At 69.0% G+C, this 21,570-nt stretch carries 22 protein-coding genes and 1 pseudogene; 12 read left to right on the plus strand and 11 right to left on the minus strand.

Annotation, left to right across the window (positions count from 1 at the left end; all coding sequences use genetic code 11):
• Positions 1 to 12 precede the first annotated feature (12 nt).
• Positions 13 to 855 (minus strand): DegV family protein, encoded by an 843-nt coding sequence (locus Mterra_RS02580; RefSeq protein ID WP_119313740.1) that lies wholly within the window; start codon positions 853 to 855, stop codon positions 13 to 15.
• Positions 856 to 1,006: 151 nt separating this feature from the next.
• On the opposite strand from Mterra_RS02580, the gene serA reads away from it, so the two are divergent.
• From serA to Mterra_RS02610, 6 genes are all read left to right on the plus strand, one after another.
• Positions 1,007 to 2,572, plus strand: a complete 1,566-nt coding sequence (gene serA / locus Mterra_RS02585; protein WP_119313741.1) for a phosphoglycerate dehydrogenase — start codon at positions 1,007 to 1,009, stop codon at positions 2,570 to 2,572.
• A 49-nt stretch (positions 2,573 to 2,621) separates the two neighbouring features.
• Positions 2,622 to 3,686, plus strand: coding sequence for a pyridoxal-phosphate-dependent aminotransferase family protein (locus Mterra_RS02590; protein WP_119313742.1), 1,065 nt, complete (start codon positions 2,622 to 2,624; stop codon positions 3,684 to 3,686).
• Positions 3,687 to 3,935: 249 nt separating this feature from the next.
• Entirely contained in the window at positions 3,936 to 5,618 is a 1,683-nt protein-coding gene (locus Mterra_RS02595; RefSeq protein WP_119313743.1) for an acyl-CoA carboxylase subunit beta, read from the plus strand.
• A gap of 423 nt (positions 5,619 to 6,041) precedes the next feature.
• Positions 6,042 to 6,320 carry a DUF433 domain-containing protein gene (locus Mterra_RS02600; protein WP_119313753.1) on the plus strand — a complete coding sequence of 93 codons (279 nt, stop codon included), beginning with the start codon at positions 6,042 to 6,044 and terminating at the stop codon, positions 6,318 to 6,320.
• The gene (locus Mterra_RS02605; protein ID WP_176582502.1) at positions 6,292 to 6,657 is read left to right on the plus strand and encodes a DUF5615 family PIN-like protein; all 366 of its coding nucleotides are present in this window, start codon (positions 6,292 to 6,294) and stop codon (positions 6,655 to 6,657) included. The genes Mterra_RS02600 and Mterra_RS02605 overlap by 29 nt, the downstream gene beginning before the upstream one ends.
• 9 nt (positions 6,658 to 6,666) lie before the next feature.
• On the plus strand, positions 6,667 to 7,515 hold the full coding sequence (locus Mterra_RS02610) for a hydroxymethylglutaryl-CoA lyase (RefSeq protein ID WP_119313744.1): 849 nt from the start codon (positions 6,667 to 6,669) through the stop codon (positions 7,513 to 7,515).
• 85 nt (positions 7,516 to 7,600) lie between these two features.
• Here the strand turns inward: Mterra_RS02610 and Mterra_RS22135 are convergent, their stop codons facing one another.
• Entirely contained in the window at positions 7,601 to 7,756 is a 156-nt protein-coding gene (locus tag Mterra_RS22135) for a hypothetical protein (RefSeq protein WP_170159526.1), read from the minus strand.
• 120 nt (positions 7,757 to 7,876) lie between these two features.
• Here Mterra_RS22135 and Mterra_RS02615 point away from each other — a divergent pair, with 120 nt between their 5' ends.
• Positions 7,877 to 8,584 carry a hypothetical protein gene (locus tag Mterra_RS02615; RefSeq protein WP_170159527.1) on the plus strand — a complete coding sequence of 236 codons (708 nt, stop codon included), beginning with the start codon at positions 7,877 to 7,879 and terminating at the stop codon, positions 8,582 to 8,584.
• A gap of 49 nt (positions 8,585 to 8,633) precedes the next feature.
• Here Mterra_RS02615 and sucD read toward each other — a convergent pair whose 3' ends face one another.
• Together sucD and sucC are read right to left on the minus strand one after the other, a co-directional pair.
• Entirely contained in the window at positions 8,634 to 9,506 is an 873-nt protein-coding gene (sucD, locus tag Mterra_RS02620; RefSeq protein WP_027894144.1) for a succinate--CoA ligase subunit alpha, read from the minus strand.
• 116 nt (positions 9,507 to 9,622) lie between these two features.
• The gene (gene sucC, locus Mterra_RS02625; RefSeq protein WP_027894145.1) at positions 9,623 to 10,759 is read right to left on the minus strand and encodes an ADP-forming succinate--CoA ligase subunit beta; all 1,137 of its coding nucleotides are present in this window, start codon (positions 10,757 to 10,759) and stop codon (positions 9,623 to 9,625) included.
• A gap of 229 nt (positions 10,760 to 10,988) precedes the next feature.
• Here sucC and Mterra_RS02630 point away from each other — a divergent pair, with 229 nt between their 5' ends.
• From Mterra_RS02630 to Mterra_RS02640, 3 genes are all read left to right on the plus strand, one after another.
• The gene (locus tag Mterra_RS02630; RefSeq protein WP_027894146.1) at positions 10,989 to 11,612 is read left to right on the plus strand and encodes a hypothetical protein; all 624 of its coding nucleotides are present in this window, start codon (positions 10,989 to 10,991) and stop codon (positions 11,610 to 11,612) included.
• A gap of 81 nt (positions 11,613 to 11,693) precedes the next feature.
• On the plus strand, positions 11,694 to 12,122 hold the full coding sequence (locus Mterra_RS02635) for a PspC domain-containing protein (protein ID WP_027894147.1): 429 nt from the start codon (positions 11,694 to 11,696) through the stop codon (positions 12,120 to 12,122).
• Between the two features lie 12 nt (positions 12,123 to 12,134).
• Positions 12,135 to 13,001, plus strand: coding sequence for a LiaI-LiaF-like domain-containing protein (locus Mterra_RS02640; protein ID WP_119313746.1), 867 nt, complete (start codon positions 12,135 to 12,137; stop codon positions 12,999 to 13,001).
• A gap of 180 nt (positions 13,002 to 13,181) precedes the next feature.
• Here the strand turns inward: Mterra_RS02640 and trpC are convergent, their stop codons facing one another.
• Entirely contained in the window at positions 13,182 to 13,967 is a 786-nt protein-coding gene (gene trpC, locus Mterra_RS02645) for an indole-3-glycerol phosphate synthase TrpC (RefSeq protein WP_119313747.1), read from the minus strand.
• Positions 13,968 to 14,266: 299 nt separating this feature from the next.
• On the opposite strand from trpC, the gene Mterra_RS02650 reads away from it, so the two are divergent.
• Complete coding sequence (locus Mterra_RS02650) at positions 14,267 to 15,139, plus strand: patatin-like phospholipase family protein (protein ID WP_119313748.1); 873 nt, start codon at positions 14,267 to 14,269, stop codon at positions 15,137 to 15,139.
• Here the strand turns inward: Mterra_RS02650 and Mterra_RS02655 are convergent.
• The 6 genes and pseudogenes from Mterra_RS02655 to Mterra_RS02675 form a co-directional block, all read right to left on the minus strand.
• Positions 15,104 to 15,541 carry a hypothetical protein gene (locus Mterra_RS02655; protein WP_119313749.1) on the minus strand — a complete coding sequence of 146 codons (438 nt, stop codon included), beginning with the start codon at positions 15,539 to 15,541 and terminating at the stop codon, positions 15,104 to 15,106. The two genes, Mterra_RS02650 and Mterra_RS02655, sit on opposite strands and share 36 nt — an antisense overlap.
• A gap of 3 nt (positions 15,542 to 15,544) precedes the next feature.
• Positions 15,545 to 17,614 (minus strand): TRAP transporter permease, encoded by a 2,070-nt coding sequence (locus Mterra_RS02660; RefSeq protein WP_119313750.1) that lies wholly within the window; start codon positions 17,612 to 17,614, stop codon positions 15,545 to 15,547.
• A gap of 104 nt (positions 17,615 to 17,718) precedes the next feature.
• On the minus strand, positions 17,719 to 18,675 hold the full coding sequence (locus tag Mterra_RS02665) for a TAXI family TRAP transporter solute-binding subunit (protein WP_119313751.1): 957 nt from the start codon (positions 18,673 to 18,675) through the stop codon (positions 17,719 to 17,721).
• A gap of 152 nt (positions 18,676 to 18,827) precedes the next feature.
• A complete protein-coding gene (locus Mterra_RS22995; RefSeq protein WP_245971495.1) occupies positions 18,828 to 19,109 on the minus strand; it encodes a riboflavin kinase in 282 nt (93 codons plus the stop codon).
• Positions 19,110 to 19,185: 76 nt separating this feature from the next.
• A pseudogene (locus tag Mterra_RS23000) lies at positions 19,186 to 19,269 on the minus strand (hypothetical protein); the annotation flags it as partial.
• The gene (locus Mterra_RS02675; protein ID WP_119313752.1) at positions 19,253 to 19,750 is read right to left on the minus strand and encodes an NUDIX domain-containing protein; all 498 of its coding nucleotides are present in this window, start codon (positions 19,748 to 19,750) and stop codon (positions 19,253 to 19,255) included. The pseudogene Mterra_RS23000 and the gene Mterra_RS02675, both read right to left, overlap by 17 nt.
• A gap of 425 nt (positions 19,751 to 20,175) precedes the next feature.
• On the opposite strand from Mterra_RS02675, the gene Mterra_RS02680 reads away from it, so the two are divergent.
• Positions 20,176 to 21,570 (plus strand): amidohydrolase (locus Mterra_RS02680; RefSeq protein ID WP_147372516.1); only part of this gene is annotated, 1,395 nt, incomplete at its 3' end.

Genomic DNA, 21,570 nt, shown 5'->3' on the forward strand with positions numbered 1-21,570 from the left:
GACCTCTCCCCCTCAGAGGCTATAAGCGTAGAACCCGTACAAGCCGGGCCCGGTGTGGGTGGAGATCACCGCGCCCACTTCGCTGCTGCTGCGCTCCTCGACGGGCAGGCCCGAGCCGTTGATGGCCTCCTTGAAGGCGGCCACCGCGCTGGCGTCGCCGTTGTAGAGGTAGTAGATGCGGATGTGCTTGCGGCCCTGGGCCCAGGTCTTGAAGCCCTCGACCACCTCGGCCAGGGCTTTCTTCTCGCCGCGGGCCCGCCCGGCGGGCTCGACGCGGCCCTCCTTGATGGTGAGGATGGGCTTGATCCCCAGCAGCCCGCCCAGCAGGGCCTGGGCCCCGCCGATGCGGCCGTTCTTCTTGAGGTACTCCAGCGTGGCGAGGGAGAAGAGCACCTTGTGGTCGGCGCGCATGCGCTCGAGCTCGGTCATCACCGAGCGCAGGTCGGCGCCCTGGTCGAGCATCTCCTTGGCCCGCTCGACCATCATCCCGATGCCCTGCGAGGCGGCCAGGGAGTCGAAGACGGTGATGCGGCCGGGGAACTCGGCCGCGGCGAGCTGGGCCGACTGGGCCGTGCCCGAGAGCTTGGAGGAGATGTGGATGGAGAGCACGTGGTCGGCGTTTTGTAGGGCCCGCTCGTAGGCCTCCTTGAAGTCCTGGGGGGAGGGCTGGCTGCTGCTGGGCATCTCGGCCCCGGCGCGCACGCCCTCGAAGATGTCGGCGGGCCGGATCTCCACCCAGTCCTTGTGCACCTTGCCCTTGAAGTTGACGTACAGCGGCACCACCTGCACCCCCAGCGTCTGGGCCTGGGCAGGCGGTAGGTCTGAGGTGGAGTCGGTCACCAGTGCGATTTTCATCTGTCCTCCTTGATGGCCCGCAGCCAAGTAACCCCCTGCGGGAAGGCGTATTGCCCGTTCATTTATGACGCTGCAAGTCTAGCACACGGCACCGCGAAGCGCCCCGCCGGCGCTTGTACGGTATACCAAGGGGGTGGTAGATTCTGGCGGTATGTGGCGGGTTCTGGTTACCGATGAGATGCGGCTGGGCGAAGTGAAGAACGGGGATATCCGGCTCGACTACAAGCCGAACATGCCCCGCGAGGAGATCCTCAGGGTCATCGCGGGCTACGACGCGCTCATCACCCGCAGCCGCACGCAGGTGGACGCGGCGCTGCTGGAGGCCGGCAAGAACCTCAAGGTGGTGGGCCGCGGCGGGGTGGGCGTGGACAACGTGGACCTCGAGGCCGCCAGCCGCCGGGGCATCCTGGTGGTCAACGTGCCCGAGGCCAACACCCGCTCGGCGGCCGAGCTGGCCTGGGCGCTCTTGCTCGCGGCGGCGCGGGGGGTCGTGGACTCCGACCGCAAGATCCGCGAGGGCGTGTGGGACCGCAAGTACCTAGGCCTCGAGCTCGACCGCAAGACCATCGGCATCGTGGGGTTGGGGCGCATCGGCGGGCAGGTGGCCCGCTTCGCCCGGGCCTTCAACATGCGCGTGCTGGCCTACGACCCCTACATCCCCCGCACCCGCGCCGAGACCCTGGGCGTCGAACTCCTCGACGACCTGCCCGACGTGCTGCGCCAGTGCCACTTCCTCACCGTGCACACCCCGCTCAACGAGGAGACCCGCGGCCTGATCGGCCGGCGCGAGCTCTACTTGCTGCCCAAGGGCGCGGTGGTGGTCAACGCCGCGCGCGGCGGCATCATCGACGAGAAGGCCCTCATCGAGGTGCTGGGCGAGGGCCACCTCTTCGCGGCCGGCCTCGACGTCTTCGAGCTCGAGCCCCCCAACGTCGAGCACCCGCTGGTGCAGCACCCCAAGGTGACCCACACCGCGCACCTGGGCGCCAACACCTTCGAGGCGCAGGACCGGGTGGGGGAGGCGGTGCTCGAGCGCGTGATCGAGACCCTGCAGGGCAACCTGGCCTACGCGCTCAACACCGGCTTCGACCCCGAGGGCTTGCAGATGTTCCAGGGCTGGCTGCCGCTGGGCGAGGCGCTGGGCAAGCTGCTGCCGCAGATCACCCAGGGCCGCCCGCAGGCGCTGGAGGTCACCTTCTACGGCGACTTCGAGAAGAACCCCGACCCCATCGCCTCCGCGGTGGCTAAGGGCCTCTTGGGGAGCGTGCTCGAGGAGGGCGCGGTCAACCTGGTCTCGGCGCGGCCCCTGCTGCGCGACCGGGGCATCCCGCTGAGCACCCGCCACGTCGAGCAGCCCAAGGACTACCTCCAGGTGATCGAGGTGGCCCTCGAGACCGACCGCGAGACCCGCAAGGCCCGCGGCGCGGTGCTGGGCGGCAAGCCCCGCATCGTGGGCATCGACAGCCAGCACGTCGAGGTGGTGCCCGAGGGCTTCATGCTCATCTGCATCAACCGCGACCAGCCCGGCGTGGTGGGCAAGGTGGGCACCCTGCTGGGCGACTCCGGCGTGAACATCGCCGGTATGCAGCTCGGCCGCGACAACCCCGGCGGGCACGCGCTGTTCGTGCTGGGCGTGGACCAGCGCCCCGGCGAGGCGGTGCTCGAGGCCCTGCGCGGCCTGGACGTGCTGGAACGCGTAGACCTGGCCGAGCTCTGAGCCCGCCGGAGGCCGTTCGACCCTAGCCCCACCCGCTACACTTGATGCCATGTCCGTCTACCGCCCCCGCCTGCTGACCCCCGGCCCGGTCGAGCTCCACCCCAAAGCGGTGGAGGCCTTGGCCCGGCCCCAGTTGCACCACCGCACCGACGAGGCCCGCCGCCTCTTCAAGGCCGCCCGCGAGGGCCTGAAGCAGGCCTGGAACACCCAGGGCGAGGTGCTCGTCCTCACCGGCTCGGGCACGGCGGCCATGGAGGCCTTGGTGCTCAACCTCTTCGCGCCCGGCGAGCGGGTGTGGGTGCCGGTGCACGGCAAGTTCAGCGAGCGCTGGGCCGAGATCGCCGAGGCGCTGGGCCTCGAGGTGCTGCGCAGCGGGCTCGAGTACGGCAAGAGCGTGCCGCCGGAACTCGTCGAGGGGCTCCAGGGCCCCTTCCACGGCGCGCTGCTCACCCACTCCGAGAGCTCCACCGGCGCCCTCAACGACGTCAAGGCCCTGGCCCAGGCCTTCAAGGCCCGCTTCCCCGACGCGCTGGTGGTGGCCGACATGGTCACGAGCCTGCTGGTGAGCCCGGTGGCGCTCGAGCCGTGGGGCATAGACGCGGCGGCCTCCGGCTCGCAGAAGGGGACCATGTGCCCGCCGGGGCTGGGCTACGCGGCGCTCTCGCCGCGCGCGCTGGGGCGCCTCAAGCCGCGCGGCTACTACCTCGACCTCGCCAAGGAGCTCAAGGTGCAGGGCGAGGGCGAGTCGGCCTGGACGCCCGCCATCAACCTCGTGGCGGCGGTGGCCGGGGTGCTGGGCGCGGTGCTGCCCGAGCTCGAGGACCACCTCTGCCTCAAGGCCAAGCAGAACGCCCTGCTCTACGAGGCGGGCGAGGGCGCGGGCTTCAAGCCGGTCCCCGAGGTCAAAAGCCCCGCCACCACCGCCTTCTACCTCCCCGAGGGCGTCAAGTACGCCCAGGTCAAGGAGGCCTTCGCCCTGCGCGGGGCCACCATCATCGGCGGGCAGGGCGTGCTCAAGGGCAAGATCTTCCGGGTCTCGCTGATGGGCTACAGCGACCTCTACGACGCCTACGCGGTGGCCGAGCTCATTCGCGAGGTGGCGGCTTCGTTGTAGGTGGGGGGTACGGGTCGTACGTCGTGCGTCCTACGTCGTACGCGAGACGCAAGACGCCAGACGCCAAACGCCAAACGCTCTTTCCCCCCCTTAGCAAGGGGGGCCGGGGGGGATAAACCCTCCCCGCCGGCCGGGAGGGGTGAACCGCGAGCCACGAGCTGACGGCTGATGGCTGATCACTTCCCCCTTCCGGCCCGTGAAGCCTGACGGAATTACCGCCTGCTTGCAAAAATCCGTTAGACTTTGCTCATGCTGAGCAGCGCACTCAAGCCCGAGGACCGGGACAACCCGGCCTTCAAGCAGAACAAGGACGCCTGGGTCGAGCGCATCGCCGACTTCAGGGGCAGCCTCGAGATCGTGCGGCAGGGCGGCGGCAGGAAGGCCGTCGAGCGGCAGCACGCCCGGGGGCGGCTCACCGCCCGCGAGCGCATCGCGCGCCTGATCGACCCCGAGAGCGAGTTCCAGGAGATCCTGGGCTACGCCGGCTGGCACATGTACGAGGAGTGGGGCGGGGCCCCGGGCGGCGGGGTGGTGACGGGGCTGGGCAAGATCGCCGGGCGCGACTGGATGATCATCGCCAACGACGCCACCGTGAAGGCGGGGGCCTTTTTCCCCATCACCGCCAAGAAGGTGATCCGGGCCCAGACCATCGCGCTGGAAAACCACGTCCCCACCGTCTACCTCGTGGACTCTGCCGGGGTGTTCCTGCCCTTGCAGGACGAAGTCTTCCCCGACCAGGACGACTTCGGGCGCATCTTCTACCTCAACGCCCGCATGTCGGGGCTGGGCATCCCGCAGATCTCGGCCATCATGGGCAACTGCGTGGCGGGCGGGGCCTACTTGCCCCTCATGACCGACGCGCTCATCATGACCGAGGGCTCGGGCCTCTACCTGGCGGGGCCCGCGCTGGTGAAGGCCGCCATCGGGCAGGAGGTGAGCTCGGAGGAGCTGGGCGGCGCCCGGATGCACGCCGAGGTCTCGGGCACCGTGGACTTCTACGAGCCCAGCGACGAGGCCGCCTTAGAGCGCGTCCGTGCCCTGGCCGCGCTGTACTCCACCCCCGAACTCGCCCCCTGGGCCCGCGAGCGCATCGCCCCGCTCGAGCCCGCCTACGAGCCCGAGGACCTCTACGGCCTCGTCTCGCCCGACGGCTCCCGCCCCTACGACGTGCGCGAGGTGATCGCCCGGCTGGTGGACGGCTCGGAGTTCCACGAGTTCAAGAGCGGCTACGGCGAGACCATCGTGTGCGGCTACGCCCGGCTGGGCGGCTTCCCGGTGGGCATCGTCGCCAACCAGCGCACCGTGATCAAGAAGGCTGCCCCTCCCGGCGGATCGGGCGCAAGGATCGAAGTCGGCGGGGTGATCTACGCCGAGGCCGCCGACAAGGCCGCCCGCTTCATCCTCGAGGTCAACCAGCGCTTCATCCCGCTGTTGTTCCTGATGGACGTCACGGGCTTCATGGTGGGCAAGGAGTCGGAGCAGAACGGCATCATCCGGCGCGGGGCCAAGCTGGTCAACGCGGTGAGCAACTCGGTGGTGCCCAAGATCACCCTCATCACCGGCGGCTCCTTCGGCGCGGGCAACTACGCCATGGCCGGCAAGGCCTACGCCCCGCGCTTCCTCTACGCCTGGCCCAGCGCCAAGTACGCGGTGATGGGCGGCGCCCAGGCCGCCAAGACCCTGCTCGAGATCGAGGTCTCCAAGCTCGAGCGCGAAGGCAAAACCCCCACCGACCAGGACCTCAAGGAACTCTACGAGCGCATCAAGGGCCGCTACGAGGAAACCCTCGACCCCCGCTACGCCGCCGCCCGGCTTTGGGTGGACGAAGTGATCTTCCCCCACCAAACGCGGGAAAGGCTCATCCGCAGCCTCGAGGCCTGCGCCTTAAACCCCGTCCGCGAGCAGATGAGCGTGGGGGTGTTCCAGGTGTGAGGCCCTAAGCCGTCAGCCCTCAGCGAAAAGCAGGGGTTCGTGGCTCGTGGTAACCCCACCCCTGCCCACCCCGCTGGCGGGGAGGGTTTATCCCCCCTAACCCCCCTTGCTAAGGGGGGAACAAGGCGTCTTGCGTCTCGCGTCTGGCGTTTGGCGTTTGGCGTACGGCGTAGGACGTACGACGTACGACGCACGCCCCGCGCCCGGCTATCGGCTATGGGCTATCGGCGTTCGGCTACCAACCCTCGACCCTTAGTGACCTTTTCCCGTATTCCCTCCCCAACTTCAGGTATCCTGAACACAGACGACCCCCGCCAGCGGAGCTAGTTCTCACGGGGTCTTCGGCTCAGAGCGCGATCCTTCCCACGCCTGAACCGGAGACCCGGGCTGCGCTTGCGTAAGGCGGAAGTCGGGGAGGCTTTCTTGAAACTCAGCGCCCGGTCTCACGACGCTCTGCTTTCCCGCATCAACTCCAACCCCGAAATCCTCCGTGGTCGGCCCCGAATCAGAGGAACCCGCATCGCCGTGCACACCGTCCTGGAGGCGCTGGCGGCGGGTTTGTCGGTGCAGGAGGTGCTCGAGGAGTACCCGCCCCTCACCCCCGAGGACGTGCAGGCCGCGCTGCTCTACGGCGCGCGCATGAGCAATTACGAGTGGATCCAGCTCAACGTCTATGACGACCCTGAAGATCTTGCTGGATGAGAACATCCCCACCACGGTGCTGTGGTGGCTGATCACCGAGGGCCACGACGTGCTGATGGTGCGCGACGTGGGGCTTTCGGGCCGCTCGGACGAGGCGCTCAACGCCTACCTCCACCGCGAGCGGCGCGTGCTCATCACGCTCGACCTCGACTTCAGCGACCCCATCAAGCTGCCGGTGGGGAACGGGCGCATCGTGCTGCACCCCGACGTGACCGACGGCGAGCTCATCCGCCGGATGCTGCGGCACTTCTTCGCGCGGGGGCTGCCCCGCCCTGGCGAGCTCTACGTGGTGCAACCCGACGGCATCGCGCGGTACGATAACCCGGCGTTGCCGTGAGGGTGAAAAATGAAATGGGTGGAGTGTCCTAGGGATTCGTGGCAGGGTTTCGCGGGGTTCATCCCCACCGCCGAAAAAGTCGCCTACCTGAGCCGCTTGCTCGAGGCGGGTTTCCGCCACCTCGACCTCACCAGCTTCGTCTCGCCGAAGTGGGTGCCGCAGCACGCCGACGCCGAGGCCGTGCTGGCCGAGCTGCCCCCGCCCCGAGGGCACGAGTACCTGGTGATCGTTGCCAACGAGAAGGGCCTGGAGCGGGCCCTGGCCGCCCCCAACGTGACCAGCGTGGGCTATCCCTTCTCGGTCAGCGAGACCTTCCAGCTCAAGAACGTGGGCAAGACCGTCGCCGACTCTTGGGATCAGGTGGCCCGCCTGCGCGACCTGGCCGCAGGGCGGCTCAACTTCGTCGTGCACCTTTCGATGGGCTTCGGCAACCCCTACGGCGACCCCTGGAGCCCCGAGCTCCCGGTGGAGTTCGTGGGCCGCCTGCGGGAGATGGGCATCCGTGAGATCGCCCTGGCCGACACCTACGGCGTGGCGAGCGCCGCGGTCATCGGCCAGACCCTGCGGGCGGTGGTCGGGGCCTTCGGGCCCGAGGGCATCGGGGCGCACCTGCACTCCAGGCCCGAGGGTACGCTCGAGAAGGTCGATGCCGTGCTCGCCAGCGGGGTGCGCTGGCTCGAGGGCGCCCTGGGCGGCATCGGGGGTTGTCCCTTCGCCGGGGACGACCTGGTGGGCAACCTCAGCACCGAACAGGTGCTGCCCTACCTGGCCCAGCAGGGCGTCGAGGTGGGGGTGCGGCTGGAGGGGCTGCTCGAGCTCGCCGACGCGGCCGCCCTGCTGCGCACGCGCTTCGCCTAGAAGAAGGCGGGCCCGCGGGCCCGCCTATCCGGTATGAGTGCACGCGCCAGTCGCCTGAGAGGTTGACCGGCGACGACTTCTACCCTCAGCGCTTGGGCTCGTCGTCCGTGACCACGACCACCGCGGTGTGGTAGGGGTTGAGGGCTTCGCGGTGGATGGCCTGCATGTGCCCCATCGAGCGCCGCACCATCATCGCCGCCACCGCCACGAACGCCAGGACCGCCAGGACCGTCCAGACCATTCATCGCCTCCTTTGTTGGCCCAGGGTAGCGCAGCCGAACGGGGGGCTCTGCCAAAAATGACCATCTCAGCCAACTCAGGGCCAGCCGTAGTATCACGGGGCTGAAAGGCGATGGTGACAATGAAAATTCCCAAGAGGCGGTGGCTCATTCCGGCTGCGTCGGCAGGGGCGCTCCTGGCCTTGAGCGGGTGCATCCCCAGCACTTACGGCAATTCCGTCTACGCCCCGCTGGACCTGGCGGCTAGCCCTGTCCCCGTGCTCGAGCCCGGCAAGACCTGGTACCTCTCCCAGACCTACGACCCGGCCGAGTGGCGGGTGCTGCTGGTCGAATTCCGCAAACGTCCCCGCGACCCGGCCAACCCCACGCCCGAGGAGCGGACCTGGCGGCTGGTGACGCAGCGGGTGAGCCAGGTCTACGACGGCCAGACGGTCTGGCGGGCCCCGGCCGAGGTCTTCCGGGAGAAGCTGGAGCAGGGGAATTACGCCTCGCTGCCCTCGCCGGGCCCGACGCGGGAGCGCGTCTTCTCGCTGCCCTTTTTCGAGGCCAGCACCCTGAGCGCGCCGCCGGGGTGGAGGGCCGGGCTCCAGACGCCGCTGGGCACCCTCGAGCCCCTCGGCCGCGAGGTCTGGTTCGAGGAGGAGCCCGAGGGCACCTACCGCTTCACCCAGACCCGCTTCCGCAGCACGGTACGCCCCGTGTTCGTGCTCGACATCCCGCCCGGCACCCCGCCGGGGGCTTACCGCGCGCGGCTCGAGGTGCGCAACACCTTCTCGCAGCGGTCGTTGGTCATTGACCTGCCCGTTCGGGTGGCGAGCAGGACCCAATGAGCCAAGGGGCAGCTCCGCGGAGCTGCCCCTTGGTTTTGAAGTGCTCGGATCAGCCCAGCTTGGCCCGCACCAGCTCGACGATCTCGTCGATGGTGTCGGCCACCGGGACGCCCGCCGCCGCGAAGGCGGCCAGCTTGGACTCGGGCGTGCCCACGTTGCCCATGATGATGGCCCCGGCGTGGCCCATCTTCTTGCCCTTGGGCGCGCTGCGCCCGCCGATGAAGCCCACCACCGGCTTCTTCATGTGGGCCTTGATGTACTCGGCCGCGTCCTCCTCGTCGGAGCCGCCGATCTCGCCGCACACCACCACGGCCTCGGTCTCGGGGTCGTCGTTGAACATCGGCAGCAGGTCCTTGAAGGTGGTGCCGATGATGGGGTCGCCGCCGATGCCGATGCAGGTCGAGATGCCGTAGCCCGCGTCGGAGAGGGCCTTGGCGGTCTCGTAGGTCACGGTGCCCGAGCGGCTGATGAGGCCCACCCGGCCGCGCTTGAAGACGTTGGCGGGCATGATGCCCAGCTTGCACTCGCCGGGGGTGATGAGGCCGGGGCAGTTGCCGCCGATGAGGCGCACGTTGCCCATGGCCTTGATCTCGGCCACCGCCTTGACCATGTCCATGGTGGGGATGCCCTCGGTGATGAGCACCACCAGCGGGATGCCGGCGTGGGCGGCCTCGAGCGCCGCGTCGGCCGCGCCGGGCGCGGGCACGAAGATGATCGAGGCGTCGATGTGGTGGTGGTTGGCCGCTTCTTTGACGGTGTCGTAGACCGGGATGCCCTGCGCGGTCTGGCCGCCCTTGCCGGGGGTCATGCCGGCGACGACCTGGGTGCCGGCCTTGATCATCTGCTCGGTGTGGAAAGCGCCCTCGCGCCCGGTGATGCCCTGCACGAGAACTCGAGTGTTCTTATTGACAAGGATGCTCACGCGAAACCTCCGAAAAGACACATAGGGTCAGAAGGGCAAAGGGTAAAGAGGTGAAAAGCAGGGGTAGGGGTTGCCGTTTTCGCTTTTGACCTTTTCACCTTTCGTGCCTTTTGCCTTCAGCCCTGCCCTCCGGTCATCGCGACGACGGCCTTGGCGGCGTCGACGGAGGTGGGGTACATGTAGATGGGGCGGCCCTCGAGCAGCGTCTTGGCCTCCTCCTCGGCGGTCCCGGCGACGCGCATGGCGACGGGCTTGGTGAGAATGCCCTCGTCCATGGCCCGGATCACGCCCTTGGCGACCTCGTCGGCGCGGGTGATCCCGCCGAAGATGTTGATGAACACGCCCTTGACGTCGGGGTCCTTGAGCACCACCTTGAGCGCGTTGTACACCACGTCGGCCTTGGCCCCGCCGCCGATGTCGAGGAAGTTGGCGGCCTTGCCCCCGACGCGCTGCACGAGGTCGAGGGTGTACATCACCAGCCCGGCGCCGTTGCCGATGATGCCCACGTTGCCGTCGAGCTTGACGTAGGCGAAGCCGTAGTTGGAGGCTTCGACCTCGAGGGGGTGCTCGGCCTCGGCCTCGCGAAGCCGGGAGAGTTCGGGGTGGCGGTAGAGGGCGTTGTCGTCGAGGACGATCTTGGCGTCGGCGGCCACCACGTCGCCGCCGGTGGTGATCACCAGCGGGTTGATCTCGGCCGTCGAGGCGTCGATGCCCTCGTAGGCCTGGTAGAGCTGCACGAGGATCTGGGCCAGCTTGTTGAGGTTGCCCTCGAGGCCGGCCCGCTTGACCAGCGCGCGCGCCTCGAAGGGCCGCAGGCCCTTGTGGGGGTCAATGGGGTGCTTGATGATGGCGTAGGGGCGGGCGGCGGCCACCTCTTCGATGTCCACGCCCCCTTCCTTGGAGAGCATCAGCACCACGCGCTGGGTCACGCGGTCGAGGATGAGGCCGGCGTAGTACTCCTTGGCGATGTCGACGGCTTTGGCCACCAGGACTTTCTTGGTGATGAAGCCCTTGATGTTGAGCCCCAGGATCTGGCTGGCCTTCTCGCGGGCCTCCTCGGGGGTTTTAGCCAGCTTCACGCCGCCCGCCTTGCCTCGGCCGCCGGTGTGCACCTGGGCCTTGATCACCACCATGTCCCCGAACTCGGTAGCGATCTGCTTGGCTTCGTCGGCGGTGTAGGCGATCTTGCCGGGGGGGACCGGGATGCCGTATTTCGCCAGGATCTCTTTGGCCTGATACTCGTGTAGATTCACCGTTGCCTCCTAAAACGCTGTGAGGGTATGGCCTCAACCGTGGCGTATTATACGTTTTTCACGTGCGGGGCCAAAAAGCGTCAGGCTCCGTGCAATAGCGCGAAACCGGGGCTTTCGCGGGCGGGAGGGCGCCGGGGGCTTGGCCGTGACGAAAGTCATGCCCCGGCTATGACTTTCGATGGAGGAAAGTCCACCCCGCAGGGACTACTATGGCCTCGAGGAGGGCAACATGTCAGACAAGAATTCCAGACCAATTATCGGGCTCGTGCTGGTAGGGCTGGGCCTGCTGTTCCTGCTGCAAAGCATGGGCATTTACATCAGCGAAACCCTCATCGCGCTGGTCTTCGCCGGGGCGGGGCTGGGGTTCGTGGTCTACTTCCTGCAGGACCGCACCCGTCCCTGGGCCCTGATCCCCGGCTTCGTGCTTCTGGCGATCAGCGCCCTCATCGGCTTCGGCGAGCAGATGGGCAGCCTGGGCGGGACGCTGTTCCTGGGGGCCATCGGGCTGGGCTTCCTCGGCGTCTACCTCTACCGGCGGGAAAACTGGTGGGCCGTCATCCCGGCGGGCACCCTGCTCACCCTGGCGGTGGTGGCGGCCATCGGCGAGAGCCGCTGGGTCGACGGGGGGACCGTGTTCTTCGTGGGCCTGACCATCACCTTCGCCGCCGTTTTCGCCCTCGGCCAGCGCTGGGCCATCTTCCCGGCGCTCGGGACCGGCCTGCTGACCCTGCTGACGATGGGGTGGTTCACGGGGGTTTTCGAGGTGCTGCTCCCGCTGGCGATGATCGCGGGCGGGGCCTACCTGTTGTGGCGCAACCGCAAGCCAGGCGACACGAAGTTGCTGGAAAAGTGACGCCCGACCCGGCCGGGGGAGGTGCTGGCTTCCCCCGGCCCGGGGATGGCCGCGCTGAAGGAGCGGCCTCGGAGGAACCCGATGAATGAACCGCGAAAGCTCTACCGCAGCGAGAAGGACCAGGTGATTGCCGGGGTCTGCGGCGGTCTGGCCGAGTACTTCAGCATCGACCCCGTCCTGGTGCGGGCGCTGTTCGTGCTGCTGGCCCTGTTCGGCGGGGGCGGCTTCGTGCTCTACCTGATCCTGTGGATCGTCATCCCCAAGGCCAGCGCCGCGCCCGCCGGTTCGGAGGACACCCTGCGGCAGGGCTTCGAGGAGGTACGGGGTGAGGCCCGCAAGATGGTGCAGGGCGGGCGCAGCAGCGCCACGCTGGGCTGGATCCTGCTGCTGGTGGGCGCGTGGTTCCTGCTCGACAACCTGGGCTGGCTGCGCGTCAACGGCGACTTGTTGTGGCCGGCGCTGCTGATCGGGCTGGGTGTGGTCCTGCTCCTGCGGGAGCGCAACCGCTAGCCGGAGGGGCTTATGGTCGGTGCCATCATTCTGATCGCGGTAGGGCTGATCTTCCTGCTGCAGAACCTGGGCTGGCTCTCCTGGGACGTGTGGGGGGCCATCGGCCAGATCTGGCCGCTGATCCTCATCGCGGTGGGGCTCGATTTCCTGCTGGGGCGCAACAACCGTTACCGCGGCCCCATCCTGCTGGGCACCGCGGCGCTGGCCGTGGTGCTGGTGCTGTTCTACGCCCTCCGGCCCGCCTCGCCCGGCGGCGTGGAGCAGGTGAGCGAGGCCCTCCAGGGCGCGCGGCAGGCCCGCGTGGAGCTCTCCCCGAGCGTGACGCGCCTCGAGGTCGGCGCGCTGCCCGCCGGCAGCCCCAACCTGGTCGAAGGCCAGCTCGGGCTGCTGCGGGGGGAGCGCCTCGAGCGCGACACCGGCCGCGACGGCGATGCCCTGCGGGTGAGCTACCGGACGCAGGGCAACACCCGCGGCCTGACGGGCAACCGGGGCTCGAGCTGGCAGGTGAACCTCAGCCCCGACGTGCCCCTCGACCTGCGGGTGAACGCCGGGGTGGGGGAGACCCGGCTCAACCTGCGCCTCCTCCGCGTCGAACAGCTCGACCTCGACAGCGGGGTGGGCCGGGTCTACGTGGAGTTGCCCGAGCGGGGAAAGCTCGAGGCCGACGTCTCGGGCGGGGTCGGCGAGATCGAGGTGGTGGTGCCCGCGGGCGTGGCCCTGCGGGTCAAGGCCGACCGGGGCCTCGGCGCCCTCGACCTGCCCGACGGCCTCGTGCGCCGGGGGGAAGATCGCTACGAGAGCCCCGACTACGAGGGGGCCGCCAACCGGGTGGACCTCGAGATCAACGGTGGGATCGGCCGCATCCAGGTCCGGCGCTGAAAGAGAGCGGGAAGCTACGCCCTGTAGCTTCCCGCCACTGCCGTCCGGGGGTCATACCGGATTCAAAAAGATAATCATCCGAACCAAAGACCCTCAGAGGCTATCTTTTTGAATCCCAGAGCACTCCCTTCGGCCCTGTCAGTCCGCCGCCGAACGGCGCCGGACTGACCGAATCTGGTATCAGCGGCTGTCGGCCATCAAGGCCTCGATGGCCCCTTGCCAGTCGCCGCTGCGGGCCAGGCTGGTGCCGACCAGCACCGCGTCGAAGCGGCCGGCCAGCGGGCGCAGTTCCTCGGGGCGGCTGTAGCCCGACTCGGCGACGAGCAAGCCCGTGAAGCCCTTCGAGCGCGCCCGCTCGCCCAGGTGGGGGGCGGTGTCCATGTTCACCCTCAGGCTCACCAGGTCGCGGTTGTTGACGCCCACGATCTCGGCCCCGGCCTCGAGCGCGAGGTCGAGTTCGCGCTCGTCGTGGACCTCCACCAGCGCCTCGAGGCCGTGGCGGCGGGCGAGCTCGAGGTAGTCCCCGGTGAGCCCGCCCAGCGCCGCCACGATCAGCAGCACCGCCGAAGCCCCCAGCGCCCGCGCCTCCGGCACCTGTGAGGGGTGCACGGTGAAGTCCTTGCGCAGCAGCGGCAGCCCCACCGCCCGCCGCACGGCCCGCAGGTCCTCGTCCGAACCGGCGAAGTAGTGCGGCTCGGTGAGCACGCTAACCGCCCGCGCCCCCCCCTGCTCGTACGAGCGGGCCACGGCGGGCGCGTCCAGCGGCGCGATGTCGCCCTGCGAAGGGCTCTTGCGCTTGACCTCCGCGATCAGCGAGAGCCCGGGAAGGGCGAGCGCCCGGGAGAAAGAGGGCAGGGTCTGGCCCAGGTCGGGGACGGAGCCATAAGGCCGTCGCGAAACCTCATCCAGCCGCCGGCGGCAAATCTCGCCGAGCACGCCAGGAACGTCGTCGAGCCGGGGAATCACCGCACCATGCTACCAGAAGCGGTGAGGGGTCAGCTTTCAGCGGTCAGCCATCAGCCGTCAGCTTGTGGCTAGTGGCGTGTGGCCCGTGGTGGACCTTTCTCCGTCGGCGGGGAGGGTTTATCCCCCCCGGCCCCCCTTGCTAAGGGGGGTGACAAGGCGTTTTGCGTCTTGCGTTTTGCGTACGACGTACGGCGTAGGACGTACGACGCACGACCCGCGCCCGGCCATCGACGTCCACCCATCGCCAAAGCATCCCAGGCTCTCATTCTGAACTGACCCGCTGCCCCTACTCTGAGGGTATGGGAGTCGTGCTTGCGCTTGGGGGAGGTGGAGTCCGGGGAGTCGCCCATCTGGGTTTGCTCAAGGTTCTGCGCGATGAAGGCGTTCCCATCGCGGGGATCGCGGGCAGCTCGGCGGGGGCGCTCGCCGCGTCGATCTATGCCTTCGACCTGCCCCTGGAGCCCAGCTTCGTGCTGCACACCCTCTACGACCCCGACCTCGACCGCCTGCAAAAAAGCGGCAAGCTGCGCCACTGGATGCGGGTGATGGAATTTTTGCGCAAGCCCACCCTGGCCGAGGGGCGCTACTACCAGGAGGGGCTGTCGAGGCTCTTCGGCACCAAGAACATCGAGGAGAGCCCCATCCCGCTGGTGATCCAGGCCGCCGACTTCAACACCGGCGAGCTCGTTCCTTTGCGCACCGGGTCGCTGGCCCAGGCCATCCGCGCCAGCAGCGCCATCCCCAGCATCTTCCCGCCGGTGCGCCTCGACGGGCGCGTGCTCGTTGACGGCGACGTGGCCGAGAAGGTGCCGGTCACGGCGGCGCAGAGCCTGGGGCTGGGGCCGGTGCTGGCCTTCGACGTGTCCAACCCCTACGTCTGGAGCGAGCCCAAGACGGCGCTCGAGGCCGCCCTCCAGGCCGGCGAGGCCTCGCGCCGGCGTCTCGTCGAGCTGGCGCTGGGCCAGGCCGACCTCGTCGTGCGCCTCAACCCGCCTCACCCCATCGACACCTTCGACGCCTCCCAGGCGGGCGTGCTGTTCGAACTCGGCCAGGAGCGCGCCCGTGAAGTTCTGCCCGAACTGCGCCGCCTCCTGCGGCCCCCGGTCTCGGGGGCTGCCCCCTCGCCCCACTGGTGGTCACGGCTGCTCAAGCTGGCGCAGAAGGCCAGCTAGCCCGGCGGCGTAGGCCGACAGGCCGAACGCCACGACCAGCGAGCCCCACAGCCACAGCTCGGCCCGCAGCGCCAGGGCGCCGAGCATGAGGCTGGTCGAGAACGCCGCCACGTCCAGCAGGGCCATCGCTGCGTGGCGGCTTTTCTGCTTACCGGCTCGGGCGAGCCGCTTACGCCGCAGCAGCCAGGCCCACGCGGCTAAGGCAATCCCCAGGTACACCGCGCCCACCCAGCCCGGCACCGGCCCCAGCGGCCCCATCAGCCCGTAGGCCAGCGCGGCCAGCAACGCCTGGGCCGCGCCGCCGGCGGCGTAGAGCCACGAGTAGCCCCGCCTGCGCTCCGGCAGCGGGGCCTGCGGCTCGAGCAGCGCCTCGAGCCAGCGCTGGAGGGCGGGGGTGGGCATCGCTCAGCCCTGGGCGGGCCTGCGGCCCAGCACGAAGCGCTGCAGCAGGTACACGGCGGCGAAGAGCGCGACGCCGACGAGGTCGCTGACGTAGCCGCTCGAGACCAGCAGCAGCGCCGAGGCCAGCATCACCAGCCGCAGCAGCCAGTTCACGTTCCCCGCCAGGTAGCCGATCGTCGCCACCGAGAAGGCCGTCATGCCCAGCAGCGCCGAGGCCGCGATCCATAGGCCCTCGCCGAAGCTGCCGACGCCGATGAGCAGGATCTTGGGGTCGAAGACGATCATGTAGGCCAGCAGCGCGGTGCGCAGCTCGTAGACGAAGCCCTGTACCCCGGTCTTGAAGGGGTCGCCCTTGGAGATGGCGGCGGCGGCGTAGGCCGCCAGCGCCACGGGCGGGGTGGAGTCGGCCATGATGCCGAAGTAGAAGGCGAAGAAGTTGATGCAGATCAGCAGGATGGCGACCTCGCTGGTGCCGAAGCTGAGGCTGCCGTAGTCGAGCCCGGCCTCGGTGCCCAGCTTGAACAGCGTGGGCGCGATCAGCGTCGCCATGATGATGTAGTTGGCGGTGGTGGGCACGCCCATGCCCAGGAAGAGGCTGATGAGCTGCGCCAGCACCAGCGCGGCGATGAAGTTGCCGAAGGACAGCGTGCGCATGATGTCGGCCAGGCCGGTGCCCACGTTGGTGATGAGCACCACGCCCACGATGATCCCGGCCACGGCGGTGGCGACGGCGATGCCCACCATGTTGCGCGCGCCGTTCTCGAGCCCCTCCACGATCATCTGCCCACCCGAGCGCAGGCCCAGCAGCAGGTCGTTGCCGCGCCAGCCCCGGTAGAGCTCCTGCAGCACGATCACGCCCATCAGCACGAAGACCGTGTAGAGCGCGGAGGTGTTGGGGGTGAGGGGGCCGTTGATCCCGGCGCGGAAGGGGTCGTCGAAGAGCAGGCAGTACAGCAGGAAGGCCAGCACCAGCAGGTAGTGCAGCCCGCCGCGCAGGGTCTTGCCGAAGTCGGGGAGTTCGCTGCGGGGCATCCCGCGCAGGCCCAGCTTGGCGGCCTCGAGGTCGGCCACCACCAGCAGCGAGCCGTAGGCCAGGATGGCGGGCAGGATGGCGAAGAGGATGATCTGGGGGTAGGGCACGCCCAGCAGGTCGGCCATGATGAAGGCCGCCGCGCCCATCACCGGGGGCATGAGCTGGCCGTTGGAGGAAGACGCCACCTCGATGGCCCCGGCCTTCTCGCGGGTGTAGCCCGCGCGGATCATGGTCGAGATGGTGAAGTTGCCGCCGGTCACCACGTTCGACACCGACGAGCCCGAGACGATGCCGTTGAGCGCCGAGGCGATGATGGAGGCCTTGGCGGGGCCGCCGCGCACCCCGCCCAGCAGGCTGTAGGCCAGGTCGGTGAAGAACTGCCCGGCCCCCGCGCGGTCGAGCAGCGCCCCGAAGAGCACGAACACGAACACCGTCTCCGCCGAGACCCCGATGGGGGTGCCCCAGATGGAGTCGTTGGTGTTCATGAAGAGCTGGTTCATCAAGGAGCGCCAGGTGGCCCCGGCGTGCAGCTCGCCCAGGATGCCGGGCAGCTCGAGCTTGATCAGCCCGGCGGGCCCGGTGAGGGCGAAGAGCATGAACAGCCCCGCGATGACGGGCATGGCCGGCCCGATGGCCCGCCAGGCGGCCAGCAGCAGCAGGACCACGGTGGAGGAGGCCACCAGGACGTCGGTGGGGTTGCCGAAGCCGCCGCGCTCCTCGAGGATGCCCCGGTACTCGAACACCGCGTACAGCGCCGAGCCCACCGCGACGACGCCCAGGATCCAGTCGAACCAGGGGACGCGGCGCCTCGAGCTGCGCCTGCCGAAGGGGTAGACCAGAAACACCAGAGCGAAGGCGAAGGCTAAGTGGGTGGCCCGCCAGACCAGCTCGTTCAGCGTACCCACGTAGGTGGCGTACATCTGAAACAGGCTCCAGCCCACCGCCAGCCCCAGAACCAGCCAGCGCACCCAGCCCTGGGGCTTGCGTCCGCCGAACTCGACCTCTTGCAGAAGTTGTTGGGCTTTATCAACCTCGCTCATAAAGCTCCTTCAAGGGATAACCCGAAGAATATACGCCATTTCGCCCCACTTCGCACCCGAAAAAAAACGGGGACGGCCATGCCGTCCCCGCGGGGGTGAGCGGGCTACTTCAGGACGCCGATCTCCTTGTAGAAGCGCTCGGCGCCGGGGTGCAGCGGCACCGGCAGGCCCCGCACCGCGCCCTTGGTGCTGAAGTAGCGGGCGAGGTTGGGGTGGATCTCCTTGAAGGCCTTCTCGTTGCCGATGGTGGCCTTGAGCACCTTATAAACCGCGTCGGCGCTCAGGGACTCGGCCGCGACCCACATCGACTTCACGGCCGCGGTGATGGTGCTCACCGACTCGCCCTTGTAGGTGTTGCCGGGCACGACGACCTGGTCGTAGAAGGGGTACTTCTTCTGCATGGCCTTGATCTTGTCGGGGTCGATGGGCACGAGGTTGACCTGGGTGGTCAGGGCCAGGTTCTGGATGGCGGAAGCGCCCAGGCCCACGGTGTAGAACATCGCGTCGGCCTTGCCCTCCTGGAGCTGGGTGATGCCGGCCGAGGCGCTGGCGCGGATGGTCTGGCCGAGGTCGGAGAAGCTCAGGCCGTAGGCCTCGAGGACGTGGCGGGTGTTCTGCTCGGTGCCCGAGCCCACGTCGCCCACGATGACGCGCTTGCCCTTGAGGTCGCCGATGGAGGTGATCTTGGAGTCGCGGCGGGTGACGACGTGGATGACCTCGGGGTAGAGCACCGCCACGCTGCGGATCGACTTGACCGGCTTGCCGTCGAAGGCGGCGATGCCGGTGCCGTTGTAGGCGAAGTAGGCGATGTCGTTTTGCACCAGCGCCATCTGGAGTTCGCCCGAGGCGATGGCGGTGATGTTGAACACGCTGCCGCCGGTGGAGCGGGCGTTGGCGCGAACGTCGATGTTGGCATCGTTGATGAGCTTGGAGATGCCGGTGGCTACGGGGAAGTACACCCCGGTGGTGGAGCCCGAGCCGAAGGTGATGAAATCGGCGGCCAGGGCGGACGCGGTCAAAACAGCCGCACCGATTATGCCCAACACAGCAGGTTTACGCATGGTTTGCCTCCTTCGCGCGAACATTATACTTAAGCCCCCCGGGCAGGGCCACCGGATAAGCCGCAGCGATAACGTCCGTAACGCAAATCTTCTTAATGAAACCGGCGTGCGGTCGGTCGTTATCGCCCTCCTCGGCCTGAAGCCCCGTCCTCTCAGGCCGGGCTGAGGGCGGCTCGAGCGGCCTGGGCGTCGCGGGCGATCTGGGCTTTGAGCTCCTCGAGCGAGCCGAACCTCATCTCGTCGCGGATCTTGTGCAGGAAGGCCACGGTGAGCTCCTGGCCGTAGAGGTCGCCGGCGAAGTCGAAGAGGTGCACCTCGAAGCGCAGCGCCCGGCCGTCCACGGTGGGCCGGTAGCCCACGTTCGCCACCGCGCCGTATTCGCCCTCGTGGGTCTGCACCCGCACCGCGTACACCCCCAGCGGCAGCACCTTCATCGCCGAGACCTGCAGGTTGGCGGTGGGGAAGCCCAGCGTGCGCGTCCTGCAGGGCCTGCTTGAGCAGGTGCTGGTGGCCCAGGTGCAGGCCGTCGAAGCTGCCCACCGCCACGACCTTGGGGCCGGGCGGGGCGTCTTGGGGGTCATTGATCAGCAGCATAGGCGCTCAGGTGGAAGAGGATGCCGGCCATGGCCGAGGCCGAGATCTGCACGCGGCCCGCTCGAGCCCCCTCCAGCACCTCGCGGGGGTCGTGCCACTCGACGGTGATGTCCTCGTCGTCGTCGGGGGTGCCCGAGGCCGGGCGCAGGTCGCGGGCGCGGAAGACGTGGAGCTTCTCGTCGCAGAAGCCCGGGCTGACGTAGAAGCTGTTGAGGTAGCTGAAGTCGCCGGTGAGCTGGGTCTCCTCGGCCAGCTCGCGCCGGGCGGCCTCGAGGGGGTCCTCCCCGTCCTCGATGAGCCCGGCGGGGATCTCGAGGGTGTCGCTGCCGACGGCGGGCCGGTACTGCCGCACGAAGAGGATCTTCCCCCCCTGCTCGGCCACGACGCACACGGCGTCCTTGTGCTCGATGATCTCGAATTTCTCGTCCTCGATAGCCAGGTTGAGGATGCGTCCGTGGTAGAGGTAGCGCCGCTGGGGCATGGGGAAAGTATATGGCGCTGGGAGGGGTGGGTCGTAGGTCCTTGGGCGGAGGGGGGATGGCTGGTGGCCGGTGGCCGGGCGCGGGTCGTGCGTCGTACGTCCTACGTCCTACGTCCTACGTCCTACGTCGTACGTCGTACGCCGAACGCCGAACGCTAGACGCCAGACGCAAGACGCCAAACGCCAAACGCAAAACGCCAAACGCAAAACGCCAAACGCAAAACGCCAAACGCAAAACGCAAAACACAAAACGCAAAACGCCAAACGCAAAACGCAAAACACAAAACGCAAAACGCAAAACGCTCTTTACCCCCTTGGCAAGGGGGGCCGGGGGGATGCCCCCACACGCCATGGGCCTTGTGCTGACGGCTGATAGCTGACCGCTGATGGCTTACCGCTTCCCGTCACCCGATAAACTGATCCCCATGCTACTCATCGCAGACGTCTGGACCATGACCGAGGCGGGGCGGGCGCAGGCGGTGTACCTCGAGGGCGACCGCGTCGCCGACGTGGGGCTCGAGCAGGACCTCGCGGCGCGGTATCCCAGGGCCAAGCGGGCGCGGCTCGAGCGGGTCACGCCGGGGCTGCACGACGCGCACACGCACCCGCTGGGGTGGGGGGAGCAGCTCGAGCGGCTCGACCTCTCGGGCGTGCACGACCCGCGTGAGGCGGCCCGGCGGGTGGCGGAGCGGGCCAAGGGCCTGCCGCCGGGGACCTGGGTCCGCGGGGCGGGCTACCTCTTCGACCACTACCCGCACCGGTCGGTCCTGGACGAGCGGGTGCCCGATCACCCGGTCTTCCTGCGCAGCCGCGACCTGCACTCGGGGTGGGCCAACACCCGCGCGCTCGAGCTCGCCGGGGTGACGCGGGAGACCCCCGACCCCAGCGGCGGGGCTCTCGTGCGCGACGGGGACGGCGAGCCCACGGGCTACCTGCTCGAGACCGCCCAGGGCTACATCCACCGCATCCTGCCCAAGGGCAGCGTGGCCGACCTCGAGCGCGGCCTGCGCGACCTGGCCCGCCGCGGCTACACCGCCACCCACCACATGGGCTGGTGCCCGCTGGAGTACCCCGAGGAACTCGCCCGCTCCGGGCGGCTGCCGGTGCGGCTGTGGTGGGCGATGGACAAGGACAACTGGCAGGGGGTGCGGCCCGGCTGGCGCGGGGACTCGCTCGAGGTCGCGGCGGTCAAGTTCTTCGCCGACGGCGCGCTCGGCAGCCGCACCGCCTGGATGGTCGAGCCCTACCCGGGCGGCGGCCACGGCATCGTGCTCGACCCGCTGGAGTACATCCGCGAACAGGGCGAGGCGGCGCTCAGGGCGGGCTTCGGGGTGGTGACCCACGCCATCGGGACGCAGGCGGTGCGGGGGCTGCTCGAGGTCTACGCCCAGCTCGCCCCCCTGGCCTCCGCCGCCCGCCCGCTCCGCATGGAGCACGCCCAGCACGTGCGCGACGAGGAAATGCCCCGCTTCAGGGGCCTGCCCATGGCCCTCTCCATCCAGCCGATCCACGCGCTCGAGGACGCCGACCTCGTGCGCCACCACCTCCCCGGCAAGGAGCGCGAGGCCTTCCGCCTGCGCGACCTGTGGGACACCGGCCTGCCCATGGCCTTCGGCTCCGACGCCCCGGTCGCCCCGCCCGACCTCGAGGCCGGGATCCGGGCCGCCCTGCACAACCCCGTCAACCCCGCCCAGTCCCTCACCGAGGAGGAAACCCTCTGGGCCTTCACCCGCGGCGCCGCCCTGGCCGCCGGCTGGCACGAACACGGCCTCATCCGCCCCGGCGCCCCCGCCGACCTGACGCTCTGGGAGGGCGGGAAG

The organism is Calidithermus terrae, assembly GCF_003574345.1.
Classification (GTDB): Bacteria; Deinococcota; Deinococci; order Deinococcales; family Thermaceae; genus Calidithermus; species Calidithermus chliarophilus.